Annotated in this window: 12 protein-coding genes; 6 read left to right on the top strand and 6 right to left on the bottom strand. The window is 61.4% G+C overall.

From position 1 onward, the window contains the following. Nucleotides 1-276 precede the first annotated feature (276 nt). Nucleotides 277-618, top strand: coding sequence for an H-NS histone family protein (locus BO1_RS30015; protein ID WP_028220712.1), 342 nt, complete (start codon nucleotides 277-279; stop codon nucleotides 616-618). Here the strand turns inward: BO1_RS30015 and BO1_RS56600 are convergent, their stop codons facing one another. Then, on the bottom strand, nucleotides 619-975 hold the full coding sequence (locus BO1_RS56600) for a hypothetical protein (RefSeq protein ID WP_156992464.1): 357 nt from the start codon (nucleotides 973-975) through the stop codon (nucleotides 619-621). A 1,359-nt stretch (nucleotides 976-2,334) separates the two neighbouring features. Here BO1_RS56600 and BO1_RS30000 point away from each other — a divergent pair. After that, entirely contained in the window at nucleotides 2,335-3,363 is a 1,029-nt protein-coding gene (locus tag BO1_RS30000) for a hypothetical protein (RefSeq protein ID WP_028220711.1), read from the top strand. Nucleotides 3,364-3,508: 145 nt separating this feature from the next. On the opposite strand, the gene BO1_RS29995 is transcribed toward BO1_RS30000, so the two are convergent. The 3 genes from BO1_RS29995 to BO1_RS29980 form a co-directional block, all read right to left on the bottom strand. Next, nucleotides 3,509-5,076 (bottom strand): IS3 family transposase gene (locus tag BO1_RS29995; RefSeq protein ID WP_156992463.1). Its coding sequence is split into 2 segments (ribosomal slippage): nucleotides 3,509-4,647 and nucleotides 4,647-5,076, totalling 1,569 coding nucleotides; the frame shifts between segments, so codons are not numbered across the junction. A 544-nt stretch (nucleotides 5,077-5,620) separates the two neighbouring features. Continuing rightward, nucleotides 5,621-6,772, bottom strand: coding sequence for a helix-turn-helix transcriptional regulator (locus BO1_RS29985; RefSeq protein ID WP_028220708.1), 1,152 nt, complete (start codon nucleotides 6,770-6,772; stop codon nucleotides 5,621-5,623). 21 nt (nucleotides 6,773-6,793) lie between these two features. Beyond that, a complete protein-coding gene (locus tag BO1_RS29980) occupies nucleotides 6,794-8,095 on the bottom strand; it encodes a helix-turn-helix transcriptional regulator (protein ID WP_156992462.1) in 1,302 nt (433 codons plus the stop codon). A gap of 262 nt (nucleotides 8,096-8,357) precedes the next feature. On the opposite strand from BO1_RS29980, the gene BO1_RS29975 reads away from it, so the two are divergent. From BO1_RS29975 to BO1_RS29960, 4 genes are read left to right on the top strand one after another with little or no spacing between them, the layout of a single operon-like run. Further along, a complete protein-coding gene (locus BO1_RS29975; protein WP_028220706.1) occupies nucleotides 8,358-9,635 on the top strand; it encodes a hypothetical protein in 1,278 nt (425 codons plus the stop codon). Nucleotides 9,636-9,671: 36 nt separating this feature from the next. Beyond that, the gene (locus BO1_RS29970; RefSeq protein ID WP_028220705.1) at nucleotides 9,672-10,331 is read left to right on the top strand and encodes a hypothetical protein; all 660 of its coding nucleotides are present in this window, start codon (nucleotides 9,672-9,674) and stop codon (nucleotides 10,329-10,331) included. A 16-nt stretch (nucleotides 10,332-10,347) separates the two neighbouring features. Then, nucleotides 10,348-11,187 (top strand): hypothetical protein, encoded by an 840-nt coding sequence (locus BO1_RS29965; protein ID WP_028220704.1) that lies wholly within the window; start codon nucleotides 10,348-10,350, stop codon nucleotides 11,185-11,187. A 28-nt stretch (nucleotides 11,188-11,215) separates the two neighbouring features. Next, on the top strand, nucleotides 11,216-12,325 hold the full coding sequence (locus BO1_RS29960) for a hypothetical protein (RefSeq protein ID WP_028220703.1): 1,110 nt from the start codon (nucleotides 11,216-11,218) through the stop codon (nucleotides 12,323-12,325). Between the two features lie 417 nt (nucleotides 12,326-12,742). Here BO1_RS29960 and BO1_RS29955 read toward each other — a convergent pair whose 3' ends face one another. Both BO1_RS29955 and BO1_RS53345 read right to left on the bottom strand, forming a co-directional pair. After that, the gene (locus BO1_RS29955) at nucleotides 12,743-13,903 is read right to left on the bottom strand and encodes a PDDEXK nuclease domain-containing protein (protein WP_028220702.1); all 1,161 of its coding nucleotides are present in this window, start codon (nucleotides 13,901-13,903) and stop codon (nucleotides 12,743-12,745) included. 82 nt (nucleotides 13,904-13,985) lie between these two features. Next, nucleotides 13,986-14,555 (bottom strand): hypothetical protein, encoded by a 570-nt coding sequence (locus BO1_RS53345; protein ID WP_156992461.1) that lies wholly within the window; start codon nucleotides 14,553-14,555, stop codon nucleotides 13,986-13,988. Nucleotides 14,556-14,671: the final 116 nt, after the last annotated feature.

Here is a 14,671-nt window from a genome sequence, read left to right as displayed (position 1 = left end):
ACTTCATCAGGTAAATTTACACTGGCACATATGGCCGGGCGGGCAGATGAGTCATTCACAGCGAAAGACTTTTCCGCTACCTGACATGACGGCAGGGCTCCCAGCGGTACTGAGGCATAGTGGTTCTCAGGGTCCGCGGCAATATGCGAGCCGCGGAACGCCCCGATACAATCGCCGCCACGCTCTGGAGACATGTGTCGAAGCGCTTCGAGCGCGCCGCATGACTATCCTGGTAGCCGGCACATGGTGGAGTTAGATACTGGAAGGGTAAGAAGCGTGGACGAACGCAAACGGGACAGCATGGTGGCTTATCTGCGTCGGAGAATGGCGGCGTTCGGTATCGAACCCGACGATCTCGCTGAATCAATCGCACGTGATCAGCGCCGGCAGGGAGAAACACGTTACTGCAACGCTGCAGGGGAAACTTGGGACGGCAAGGGCGAAATACCGCAGTGGCTTCAACAGGCGACGAGCGCCGGGCAGTCGCTCGAGCATTTTGCAGTCAATGGGGTGACCGGTCAGTTGCCGAGCAAGCCCAGCGGCGTGGACTGGCGCAACGATCCATTTGCCGGCACCCACCTCGCCAGAGACGTGCGATCGCTGGCATCTGTGGGCTGACTAACCCGTGATATGCCGCTCCAGATATTCTGCACAGACGGCGTGCAACCTTTGCACGATTTCGCTCCGGTAGTCCAGGAACCAGCCTGACTGCAGATTAAAAAGCCGCAGAAGACCCGTTTCATCTTTCGGAAAAGGCCAGTCATGCACCTGCGGAGCCAGTTCCCGTGCTGCGGCAACCAGCCGGGCGCGGGTGAGCCAGTCGCATCGCGCACCGTTCGAACTCAGCCAGATCCAGGATGACTCGATCAGGTGGTCCGTCCTCAGCCAGTCACCACTGCGCGCCAATGCCACAAGCTGCCCCACCACCAGGAAAGCCAGCAGTTCCGCTTTCATCTCTTCATCCATAAGCGTCATCGTCAGTCCGCCCGTCGTCACTGAACGATTGACTATCCTCATTGAAGGCGGCAACGTGCCTCCCATAACCGGTACCCTTATCGGCGTGGCCACCTGCGCAAAACTGCACGCGCCCGAGCACTGCCGCTGCGGGCATGCCAAGCCGCTGTTGACGCTCCTCCGGCATTGCCCCGCCCTCGTTACACTTCCAACTGTACCTGTTCGCAGCGAGGTACCCATGCTGTGTACAACGCCGCCAACCACCTGCGAACAGTCTCGCTTCCGCACCGGAAGAGTTCATCGTTCACGTTTCGTCACAGGTCGTAGCCAACGTACCTGCAAACATCCTGCGCGCACTGCTGGTTGAATATGTCGCCAGACTCATCATTGAGCGGTCGCCTTCCATTGGCCAGATCCGCGACCTCAGGCTTCTCTAGACGGCCCCCGCTGGATGCCGGCGCTCCACCAACGTTGCGCCCCAAGGAGCGGCCTCAGGTCCGGCAAGCCCCCCATTTCTGTACGCGCTCGTGGCCGCCGTCAGGCGCTGCATGAATATAGGTCGATCGACTGTTAGTTGCAACACCCTCCCCTGCCGCGCAGCCTCCATAGGTCAGCTTGATAATGCGGGGCGGCTCTCTGGATCACTGCCAGACGTAGAACAAATTAAATCTGTCATCCGTTGCGACATCGAATACAGGGGACTCGTGACCACCTGGCGGGAAGCGTCGCTTCACTACGCGAGACGCGATGAGGCGAGCCATACCGAACCTGCAGGAGACAGTCGAGGGTCCCGTTTTGATGCTTCGTTGCTCGAACATTCCAATCACGCGCGACTGCGTAAGTCGCGTTGGTCGACGTCGGCCTTCGAGATACGCCTCCGGCCCAAGGCGATCCCATTCAAGCGTTCGAGCATCTCGTCCGATTGACGCAAGACCTTCATGTCGGAGCAAAGTGCCTACCGGTTGTCCCCGGACACGTGAATGGCTCGATGTGCCTTCGCACCTTTTCACCGATGACACTGGGAACGTCAGCGTCGACGCCCGGGCCACCGCGCGAAGTATGTGTCGGACGCGAATGCCCACAGTTGCCAGTGAAAGCATTCTGGAACAGAGCCGGCGCTGGCGCGCCATCAAATGTGGGCTATCGCACCGGCGGCGATGGAACAAATCCGATTGAGCATCTATGCTGCTATCGGACCATGAACTGCTATTGCATGATTCGTTCACGATAGAGATCGCATTAAAACTGATCTGAGCCGATGTGAAAGCTGGTAGTCGGGGTTAACACCCTGTTAAGGACGCGCGGCAACACTCCTGCCCCTGTGGAGCAATTTCGTGGATCGAACTCAACCGGCCTGTTGTTTTCTGGAGGAATCTGCCCATGGCTAACCATGAGGTCACGGAGCCATATCTACGAGATTTGCGCAAGCTGGTGTACGTGCTGGCGATGGTCTTAGTCGCGTCGGCTCTGGCCGCCGAATTTTTGCCCGAATCGAACGCCTCTCCCGAATGGCTAATCAAGGCTCTTAAGGGATCAATAAACGCGTTTTTGGCTGTCGGCGGCTCCATTCTGGCGGCTGCTCTGGTGCCGCTCTTTCTTCATTTCTATAGCGACTTTGTACGCAAGGAGGCTAGGGTTAAGTTTGCCCGATTCTTCTTCGTGCCACCGAACGGCAAAGTCATTATCGTTATGCCACGATTCAAAATTGAAAGTCCGCCCGATAGCGCCCAGGACAACGGTGTCAATGGGCTCTGCCTGAAGGAATTTAAGGAGCTGGACCGCGCCTGTGTGTCCATCGATGATCTTGTAGCAGCGCGGCATATTTCTGCCATGTTTGCAGAGAATGGAGCACCAGTTCCGAGAATATTCTTCGACGATGATGTCTGGCGAGTTGTTTTCGGAGAAACGCGTCTGGACGACGAACGCTACAAAGAAATTCGCGAATGCAAAACATTCATCGTTATTGGAATATTCTCGAATGCAATTGCGACGGAACTGAACAAATCTATAAATACGGACAGATCGTTCAGGTTGTCAGGCGCGGAAGATGCAAAGAATGGAAACAGATACCTCGAGATTGCGCCAATGAAACTGCGCTCGCCTGACATGCTAGGGCAGTGGCGCCGTGAGGAGAGTTCTTTCTCAAACCGATCTCAATCTGGGAGCTTTGGTCTGCTTGCCCGTGTTGCGTTGCCTAGCGAGGGAGTAGCGCTGCTGGTCGGCGGCGGAACAGCTCGAGCCACGCGCAAAGTCGCGTCGCACTTGCGACGCCATTGGTTGCAACTTCACGATCTTCGCGAAATTGAACGCGATGCCCCGATCGGTACGAATTCCTTCTCGATGGAATTTGCAGTATCTGATGTGCCAAACAGCAGTCCAGAACGCGGGCGAGCGTACTACGGTTCGTAGCGTATCCTAAATCCACTACCGGAACTTCCTCCACGTCATCGGAATTGGGCAACCGGGTGTCAGGTAGGGAAATCCGCCTGACACGAGACTAGCTAGCCTAGCAGGTTGTTGACACCGGAGCGAGTCAAGGTGGTTGTCGTCTGATTCATGCAACCAATTGAGTTTTATCCCGGGCACGAAGGTGATCGCCAATGACAGCGTCGCGCTCGGGATTGAGTGTGACGGCGACGATCGGCGACCAGTCTCGAGTGCGACCTGACCAACGTGCCGGATTGCGTTCACGCGCCTGGAGGTATGTCTGATGACGCGCTTGCAGGATTGCCAGGTCCTCACCGGCATGACGCTGCGCGGGTGTGACATAGCGAATTGCGCTGTGGCGATGCTCGAAGTTGTACCAGTGGACGAAGTCGTGGCCCCAGGCGCGGGCGGCTGCAAGGTCGGCGAAGCCGCTCACCGGGAATTCAGGACGGTATTTGGCCGTCTTGAACAACGATTCCACGAAGGCGTCGTCATCGGAGACGCGCGGGCGCGAGTACGACGGTTTCACGCCCAACCAGTTGAGCATCGCCAGTACCGTGGTGGCCTTGAGGGTACTGCCATTATCGCCGTGCAGCACCGGCTTGCTGGGGCGCGCATGAATACCCTCGGCGAGCGCGGTGCGCTTCACGAGATGGACGGCGTGTTCGGCATCGTCCCTGTCATGGATCTCCCAGCCGATGATCTTGCGGCTGTACAGATCAAGGATCAGGTAGAGGTAGAACCAGCGACCCTGCACCTGGGCTGGCAAATAGGTCATATCCCAGCACCAGACCTGTCCGGGCGCTGTGGCCACGTGTGTGGTCGGCGCCCGCGATGGCGCAGGCGCACGACTGCGACCGCGATGCCGGTTCTGGCCATGGGCGCGCAGCACTCGCTGGAAACTCGATTCGCTCGCGATATAGACATTCTCATCGGCCAGCATCGGCACGATCCGGGCCGGTGGCAGCGCGGCGAAACGCGGCTCGTTGGCAACGGCCAGAATGCGTTCACGCTCCTGCTCGCTCAGCGCGTGCGAAGGAATCGGCCGTTCAGCACACGGGCGGCGGTCACCGATGACCAGTCCAGCGTGCGCTTTCCAGCGCTGCAGCGTACGAACAGTAATGCCCGCCACCTCGCAGGCCAGACCCAGGCGCGCCCCGGCTGCATGAGCGGACTCGATATGGCGGACCATCGTTTGGCGATCTTCCAGGCCGATCATGCGTCCTCGTCCTTGTCCTTCGGGAAGATCGCTTCGAGCTTTTTTGAGAGCACCAGCAGCGCAGCAGCCTCGGCCAGAGCCTTCTCCTTGCGGCGCAGCTCGCGCTCGAGTTCCTTGATGCGTCGCCGGTCAGCCTTCGTCTCGCGATGGGTGGCGCGCGCATCCTCAGGCTCAGCCAGTGCCTGGGTGGCCGCAGCGCGCCACTGCTCCAGCTCATGGGGATACACGCCGTTCTCGCGACACCAGGCGCTCTTGCTGGTCTCATCCATTGCGGCGGTCGCCAGCACCGCCTCGAACCGGGCCGCCGCTGTCCAGGCCCGCTCGCGAGCGGGCCTGGACAGCGCATCCGCGCGCCACCGTTCGAGCGTCGAAGTCGAGATGCTCAACTCGTGCGCCACCTCTTCCACCGACGCGCTCTCGGGCGGCAACAGCCGCGCTACAGCCTTGTCCTTGAATACCTGTCCGTATCTTGCCACTTCATCTTTCCGTTATCGCCCCACAGTTTCAGATTCTAACGAGGCGACAACCATTCTGACTCCGGGGGACACTCAGTTGGGCGTGCCTGCGCCCGTTGGACGTCCGATGCACTTTGCGACCGTCTGCTTCGGATGTATTGTGTTGAAAAACTCACTTCCCCGCGCAGCAGGGCCGGCGCGCAAAAAATCGGCCTCTCAGATCTCTCTATACGCCGCTCGTGAGCATCGGCTAAGGGTAAGAGGCCCCCTGAAAACCTCGCTTAAGTCATGGTCGGGGAGTTTTTCAACACAATAGATGAGCGACGGTCGCCTAGAGGGGCACGACGGCCGTCCCTTCGAGAGCCAGGAAGCGCCGCTCGACAGTCGCGCATCGCGGTCACGCGAGCGTCGGCTCCGCACTCGCAAGCCGCCGCTCAAAGTGACGTTCTCGAACATCCCTTGGCCATACCCGATGCAGGTCTGCGATGCGATGCCCCCCGTGCTGCACGCCCGTCCCTGTCTTCGCGCTTAAGCACAGGACGGTCCGGGCAGCCCTTCGAGCTATTCATTCACGAACACGCGTGCCTGCGATCGCCGGCAAAACCGCGAGTGCACGGACCAGGTCCTGCTGTCTGCGATAGCCTGTTTTACCGAGTACCGCGCGTAACTGATTACGCGCCGTCGTAATTGTCACGCCGCACGCATTCGCATATTCCTCGATCGAAAGTCCTTTTGCGAGTCCATGTGCGAGACGCGCCTCGGCAGCCGTCAAGCCAAACAACTGGGACAGTTGTCGTTCTGAGGCCGCGGCACTGCGCTCCGCTTCGGTCACGACGATCATGATGTCTGCGCTCGCGAGCATGAGCCCGTTTCCGGTGCCGAGTGCGCGCGGCAGCGCAAGCACCGTGAGATAGCGCGGCTGCGCACCCGCACCCACGGGCAGACTTTCGGGCTTGCCGCTTTCGCGCACGCGGCCGATCGCGCCGGACAACGTATCGTTCCAGAAGCTCGCCGATTCGATGCGGCGCCCCGACACTCGCAAAATGCGCTGTGCCTTGAACAGCGCTTCGGCGCTGTGGTTGCAGAACACGACCTCGTTTGCCGGATTGAGCACGACGATCGCCTGATCCATCGACGCGAGCGCCATTTCGCCGGCGACGATCCCCGCGCGCAGCGACTCGCTGCGCAGCATGAGCTTCAACGTCTTCTGCAAATGCGGCATCAGTCGGTCTACGGCTTGCACCTGCTGCGTCGAAAACGACGGCTGACCCACCTCATGATTGAAAACCAGATAGATGTCGAGCGCGTCCTCGCGATACACGCAGCCGCCGAGGATGTAACGCATGCCGTTGGGAATCAGCAGGTCTTGATAGAACTCGCTGCGGTCGACGTACCGGTTGTCGAAATAATCCGCGCACTGGAACACGCGTCCCACCGGCTGATGCAGTACCACTGCGCGGCGCGGGTCGATCTTGCCGTAGTATTGCGCGTAGGCCTCGCCCGCGTGCATGTACTCAGCACGCGTCATCAGGTTGACCGGCGCGCTCTGCGTGCGCGCGTCCCAGCCAACCATATGCGCCAGACGGCTGCCGATCCAGCGATCGAATTCCGTCAGCGCACGTAGCAGCGCGCCCGGATCGAGGATCGCATCGTAGAACCGCACGATCATCTCATCCAGCGTTTCGGGCTTGCCGGTCATGACTTCACGTTGCGCCATGATTCGCTTCTTGCTGTTCTCTCACTGCACCGATGTCAAGGATGCCGGCAACCGCGACAACGCCCGCACGAGATCCTGCTGGCGCCGGTAGCCGGTCTTGCCGAGCACGGCGCGCAACTGGTTGCGTGCCGTGGTGATCGACACGTCCGCGGTGATTGCGTGCTCCTCGATCGACAACCCTTTAGCGAGGTGATGGGCGAGGCGCGCCTCGGCGGGCGAGAGCGCGTACAACTGCGCGAGTTGAGCGGCAGAAATCGCGTCCTCGTGATTCTGGCGCGAGATCAGAATCATGAGATCGGCCTGGCCGAACGGCTGAATGAGCCCCGGTGGCACAGCGTCGTGCCGCCACGACGGCTGGCCGTGCATCGGCGCGACCGTTTGCGCGCGCTGTCCGATGCCTTCACGTGGCAACGCGATGACGGTGAGGACATGGCTGCCGTCACGCGCGGGCGCAAGCAGGCTTTCGGTGCGGCGCGTAAGCTGGACACGGCGCAACACATCGCCCAGCGCCGGGCTCCACAAGGGCGTACCCGCCATCCGCAGCGGCAGCACACGCTGCGTGTGACGCTCCCGCAAGATGGCTTCGGCGCCCTCGTTGCAGAACAGAATGTCCTGCTGCCGGTTAAGGACGATCAATGCCTGCCCCATCGACTGCAAACCGGCCTCTCCGGCATACAGCCCCGCGCGCAGCGTTTCCGTACGGCTCATGAGGCGCAGCGTTTTCCGCAAATGCGGAAATAGCCGCTTGAGGCCCTGAATCTGCGCCATCGAAAAAGCCGGCTGACCCACGCAGTGATTGAAGACGATAAGCACGTCGACGGACTCGTCGCGAAACGCGCAGCCGCCTGCGCTGTATCGAAGCGAGTTCTGAATCAGGAGATCCTGGTAAAACTCGTTGCGCTCGACATAACCGCTATCGAAATAGTCCGCGCATTGAACCACGATTCCCTCGTCGAGGCGATTCACCAATGCTCGCCGAGGATCTTTCGGGGCATAGTAATTCGCATACGCGTCGCCGGTCGCGAGAAACTCGGGGCGCGTCATGAAACTGAACTGCGCGCAATCGTGCACGCGATTCCAGCCGAGCATATGGCACAGCGTGCTGCCCACCCAATGGTCGAAGCGCGCCAGCGCCGGCAACAAAGCGTCCGGTTCGAGCACGGCGTCGTAGAACTGCGTGAGGATCGCATCGAGCGCGTCCGCTTTACCGGTCTTGACTTCACGTGTTGCCATAAGCTGCCAATCGGCCTCGGATATTTTTCTTTCTAATTCGCATCTAGTGTGCGGCCGACCTGCTTCATTCACATGATCAATTTTGATCATGCGCCCCCGGGCACACTCGCTGGAGAATGCCACACCGACGGGCCGTAAAGAACATTCCCTGCCAAAAGGAGTGGGCAACCCGCTATTGGCGGACCTTATGCGAAATGCGTCAACAGCTCAAATGAATAGTACATGCAGTGAAATTTATCGCTGTTTTACGTTTGCGAGCGGATAAAAATCGAATCGCGGGGTCGCCCGGCGGAATTCCCGTCGGCAAAAAAATCAAATTTCATAAGTCAAATGATCGAATCTGGAATCCAGCATGAATAAAACACTGGTCTGCATTGGGGTGTGCGCGGTGCTGTCGGCTTGCGGTGGGGGCAGCGGAAGCAACGGCAGCAGTAACGGCAACGGTTCGAGCCAGTCGGGCAGCGGGTCGCAGACGGGACAGGTGCAAGCGCAGCCGCTCGCCGCGCAGCAGACCTATATCGGCACGGTCAGCTTCGGCGACACGATCTCCGTGCAGATCGACGCCCCGGCCAAGGGCCAGGTGACGACGACCTTCATCAATTCGCAGTTCGGCCTCGCCGGCAAGCTTGTGGGTAACTACACGCTGACGAACGGCAATTACATCGTGACGTCTTTTCAGGCGAGCGGAACGGTGCCTTCCGCGCTCGCGGCCGGGGCGAACGCTGTTGGCATGCAGTTCAGCGTCGCGACCGACAGCAGCAACCACGGCGTCCTGAGCGGCCAGCTCAGTAACGTCCCGAACGTGACGGCAGGCAACGGATCGCAAACGCTCTCCGGCCAGATTGCCGCATCGAACAACGGCGTCACCACAGTGGCGGGCCTCGCGGGCACGTACAGCTTCATCAAGCTCTCGGGCGACTACACGAAAGCCGGCGTACCAGTCGGTTCGCAGGACGCCGACAGCGGCCAGATGCTGATCAACGCCGACGGCACGTTCCGCGCCTGCCCGAGCGCCGCCTACGGCGCGAACTGTATGGACGACAGCAACGCAAGCATCGCCGACACCGGCACGATCACCGTCGAGCCTGACCAGGCCACGTACCCGGGCGCCTTCGACATGACGTTGAACGGCCAGTCCTTCGGCCGCCTCTTCGCGAGCACGAGCGGCGGCACCCTCACGCTGATGCTCGATCAGGCGGGCTCGAACAGCGACGGCACGTTCCGGACCGGTTCGTGGGTGTTCCACACGGCGCAGCCACTCACGAGCGGCACGTACGACGGCACGTGGCTGTGCTCGGAACCGAACACCAGCGACAACAACCAGTTGCTCGGCGACATCGTGGCGAATCGCGTGACGATTGCGGGTACGACGTTCACGCCATCCGGCCAGAACGCCTCCCCGTTCACGCTGAATTTCAATGCGACGTTCAACGCCGCGTCATCGTCCTCGACGCCCACGCTGGCAAGCGGCGTGAACGGATTGATGGCCGGGCTGCTGCGCACCACGAGCAACGGCAACACCGTGCAGAGCGCGATGATGTTCCTGCCGGTTTCGTCGACAAACATCTACTACCTCGACGAAGTCAACGGCAACGGCTTCTTCGTCGAAGGCCTCTGCGTCAAGCAGTAAGGCTCACGTCAAGCTCTAAGCGGGAGAGGAAACACGATGAAAAAGGTTTTGCTCACTTCACTCGGCACGGCGACGGCGCTGGCAGGACTCCTGGCCGGTTGCGCCGGCTCGACCGGCTTCGGCAATTCCGTCTCGCAATTTACAGACGGTCTCAAGAACGGGATGACCACCGCCGTCATGGGACCGGGCCCGGGCCACTTCAAGGACTCGGGCCTCTCTCACGTCCTCCAGGACGGCGGCAACGGCTGGCCACGCGCGGCCATCACGATCAACAGCCTGCCCGCCACGGCCTACGCGCGCAGCATCGGGACCTTCTCGTATGGTCCCGACTACTGCATGAACGTCTCCGTGGTGCTGTGGCACGACGCGGGCCACAGCCAGCACTTCGACGGTGTGAAGTTCTGCGGCAACGACATCCCGAACAACATCGTTTCCGCCGACAGCGGCCAGTTCCTGCTCTGGGGCGGCTCGCTCGCGCAGGGGGCGAACACGGGCGCGCGTCGCACCACCGGCCCGAATCCGCCGAAGAACAACTTCCCTCAAGGCTCGGGCTACGTGCAGTCGTTCGTGAGCACGAACGGCATGAATCTCTTCGCGCAGTTGATGTTTGCGATGGGCTACGACCTCGCGGAGAACACCGACGATCACCGCGCGTGGGTCGTGTCGGTGCCGTCGGCCTCGCAGATGGCACATTGACGCCGCGGAGCCCACCATGAGCGACGAACAGGGACGCAATCCGGACGGCACGTTCCAGGCCGGCAGCCAGGGCGTATTCGCGAACCCGCAAACACAGCGGAAAGCCGGCGTGAACGCTTACGACACGGCCCTTGGCGCACAGATCAAAGTGGCTTATCACCAGCAGGCGCAGCACGGGCCGGGCGGTGTGGCGGCGGCAGGATCGGCGCTCGGCGCTATCGCCAGCGAACTCAACTGGAAGGATCCCATCCAGGTGCTGGCCTTCCTGGCCGCGGTCGGTCTGCTGTTTCTCTGGGTTCTGGTGGCCGGCCCGCTCGCCCCATTTTTCTGGGCGCTCACGCTCACTTTCGTGCTGCTGCCGGTAGGTGGGTACTTCGTTGCGCTGCGCGCCGCAGCGCGTCTCGGCAGCGGCGTGCGCGTGCGATTCGGCTTTCGCGGCTCGTTCTCGCTCGCGCTGTCCTGCCTCGCCGTCTATACGTTGCTGCTGGATCTGTTGTGCTGGTTCACGAGCCGCGGCTTTCCCGCCATCGACGCCCTGCTCGACGTGGCGGTCAACGGACCGGCATACAGCATCTACGCCCATCACCGCATCGAAATGGGCGTGGCCGGTGTGCTCGCGCTGCCACTGTGCATGCTGCTGCACGGCTGGTTTGCGCGGCGTGTGGCGAACGGCAAGCGCGCGACACCGTGGTATCTGAAGATCGCGGGGACGATCGTGCTGCTGCCGCTCTTCGTGCTGGCGTTCTGCGTCACCGCGCAGCAGTTCTATCTGCATCATCGCGAACTGACGATGCGTATCCTCATGGCGATTTACCACTTCGAGAAGTCGCTCAGGCTGTCGTGGCCCTTCAAGTAACGTCGATCAACCCGCCGGAGTTCGCCTGATGAAGGAGCCCGATCTCGCTCCCGTGCCGTCTACCCCGCCGAACGGCGATTCGGCGGTGCGCGGCGCGCTGAAGCTGTCGTCAGACTGGGTGTCGCCGGTCAACGCGGCCGTGACCGCCTCGACGGTCGTGCTCGATCTGCTCGCGCCCGCGCTCGGACACGCGGCTGGCCGCGTCGCCGCCGTGCTCGGCGCGCTGTGCCTCCTGCTCCTGTTGTTCAGCGTCAGCCATCTCGAACAGAAGCGCCGGCGCATGGCACCGATGCCGGGACGCCTCGCGTTCTATGCGCGCTCACGCAAACTCTGGCTCACGGCCATGATCAGCAGCGGCGGCGCGGCGCTCGCGTTTGCGACGTGCACTCACGGAGACGCGCCCAACCCGAGTGCGCTCGGCTCCGCCATTCCGACTATCCGCACGCTCCAGCAATCGCTGTTGCAGTTGCACGGCAAGGTCGATGCGCTCGCCGTCAACGAGCGCAACATCCAGAATGACACGCAAGCCATTCGCAGTGCCGTCGTGCCGCAGGACGACCGCGGACGTCTCCTGCACCTCGGCTATGGCCTCGACGACGGATCGAAGGCGCGCGCGATCGAAACCTGTGACACCGAGGCAATCGCGCTCTACATGCATCTGAACGAGACGATGCCGCTGGCGCTCCCTGAGTTTGGCAAGCGCGGAGGATCGACACTCGAAGCACCGATCATGGCGAACAACGCGCACTTCGCGCAAGCGTTGAAGCTGCTCGCATCGCAGCCGTCGTTCGACAAGCACGCGCTCTCGACGCCCTGGCTGCTGACCTTCACGCAGGCGCAAAGCGCGTCGATTCCGCAATTCGACGGCCTGCTGGCGGCGGCACACCGTCACGGCGTGCAAACCGTGGGTCTGATTCCGCCGATGGTCAAGGCAAACCCGCTTGCGGTCGCGATCTGGTCTCGCAACCTCGAAGCCATAAACGTCCTGCTTGAGGCGGGCGCGGATGCCGACGCCCCCGCCGTCGTTGCAACGGTTAACGCCAACGACCACGGCACGATCAGGATGAGGAACGTCACGCTTGCAACGGCGCGCGATGAAGCCCGGCGGTTAAACGTTGCGCTATCGCCGCGCGGATAATCCGTCCAGAGACCCTGCAGGCGAAGCCGCGTTATGACTTCTTCCGCCGTGCAATCCCGCTTGGCGGGCTCGGACAGCCAGTCTTCCTTACCCTGCCAGATCCGCAACCTCAGGCTTCTCTAGACGGCCCCCGCTGGGTGATGGCCCTTCACTAACGCTGCGCCCCGGGGACCGGCCGCTTGCGACCGGGATGTGTGCGTGGATGCTACGGCGCGGGCATCTTTCTCTCTTGCCACCTTCAGATTCGCCGACAAATAGCGGCTTCATCAACCTTTATGCAGCCAGCGGCATGACACTTACGCTACTCACGAGCCGGGTCATCAACGCATCTCACGACTACGCCACCACGCTGACAGCAAGTGACGACGAAGTAGTTGTAGAAGTTGAACGAATCCGCTTGTACAACGAAGTACTCGTTTACTCTGCGAGGTTAGCGCGCCGTTCCAGCTCTGCCCTGGTCCGCTCGAGCTCACGTGCGATCGTTGCCTCATCCGGCAAAACGGTCTGATACTCCGCCGCCAGTATCTTGTTCGGCAGGTTGTCGAGCGCGTAATGCGCCTCCGCAGCACCCTTCTCTGCGCAAAGTATCAGCCCGACTGGCGGATTTTCTCCAGGCTTCATCCAGTGCTCGCGCGCGTAATTCAGGTAGAGGTGCATCTGTCCCGCATCGGCATAGCTGAAACGCCCGACCTTCAGGTCGATGATGACCAGACATCGAAGACGGCGATGAAAGAACACCAGATCAACACGGAACCACGTGTCATCGATCCTCAGGCGTCGCTGCCGGCCAATGAAGGCGAAGTCGTCGCCAAGCTCCAAAAGGAAATCCGCCAGGTGCTGGATCAGGGCCGCTTCCAGATCGGACTCCGAGTACTCGTCCTTCATGTCGAGAAACTCGAGGACAAACGGGTCGCGTATCGCCTGTTCGGGCGTGAGCAGATCATCTGGCTGGACCTGAGAAGCTTTACCGAGCAGCGCCGCCTTGTTGCGCGAGAGCGCCAGCCGCTCATAGAGCTGGCTGCTAATCTGGCGGTCGAGCTGACGCACGGACCAGCCTTCGCGTAGCGCCTCGGTTTCGTAGAACGTCCGTGCGGCCTCCGCCTTCACGGAGAGCAGCCGCACATAGGCGGACCAGGGCAAGGGAAAAGCCTGCGCGACGGTGGCCAGTTCGGATGCGTTGCCCGGGGCAGCGCTTAGCGCCGTCCGTTTGGGCGATTTTGCAGACGGTGTCTGCAAAATCCGCGACGCAGGAGATTGTGCAGACACCGTCTGCACAATTCGGTCGGTTGGCCAGGCGAAGTAAAAAGCCCGCATCTGCGCGACATTGCGCGCACCGAAGCCGCGGCCGAACCGCTGGGACAGATCGGCACCGAGACGCCTGATCAGCGCCTCGCCGTAGGCGGCCCTGCCCTCCCCGCCCTGCTCGAACTCTACGATCCGCCGGCCGATGTCCCAGTAGGTCGCCGTCATCAGTGCATTCACACTGCGCGCGGCGGCCGCGCGCGTGGACTCCACCACCTCCGTGATTTCACGGTGCAGGCCGGCATAGGCAACCTGCTCAATGTCCTTTTTCGTCATAGTCCGTTCAGCACATCCTCGTATGCGTTACTGGTCTTGAGCCTCACCGGACAGGAGAGCATCCCCGTCCCGTCAGAATCCATCAGGAGACCCCCGCTTGCAGAACCGCTGAAATGGTGGCGATGGCGCCCGCCTCGTCGGCGCTCCCCAATTCCTGCGTCCAGCAATGCAGATGCGGCCACGCCGCCGCCGTGCCATTGCGTGCCCGGATCTCGCAAGACGCGGCGTCGTGCACTAGTCCATAAACCCCAATGCAGGCACGCATCTGCAGCAAGAGACGGACGGCCTCGCCTTCGCCACCGCATTCGTCGTCCCGGACAATCTCCTCGCTGGGTAACCCGAGTGCGACGCCTGCGGTCCATGCCCGCATGGTCGCTTCCGGGTCCGAGCACGGGATCACGGCCCGACAGAGCGGATCGTTGGGATGCAGGCCCGCTTCATCAACTGTCTCCAGCATCTTGCGCTGGCCCGCATGCAGGTTCCCGTGCATCCACGGCCGGAAGCGGCGCGGTGTGATCGCAAGATGTCCCGCCTCATGAAACATTGTCGAGATACGACATGCGGGATCGATGGCGAGCGTTCCCCGGTCGACACGGCACGCTTCGGAAAACCCGCTTGCCCCGCTTTCATAGCGTGCGGGAATGCCGGTCACGTTAATAAACGCCATCACGCGGTCGCGTGTGTCCGCCGCATCAACGTCATAGCCGGCAGGGAAACTGTGTGCTGACAGCATGGAGACCAGGCTTCCTTTCCATATTCAGTGAACGT

Source organism: Paraburkholderia oxyphila NBRC 105797, assembly GCF_000685075.1.
GTDB classification, from domain to species: domain Bacteria; phylum Pseudomonadota; class Gammaproteobacteria; order Burkholderiales; family Burkholderiaceae; genus Paraburkholderia; species Paraburkholderia oxyphila.
This window is presented reverse-complemented; position numbering and strand designations above follow the sequence as displayed.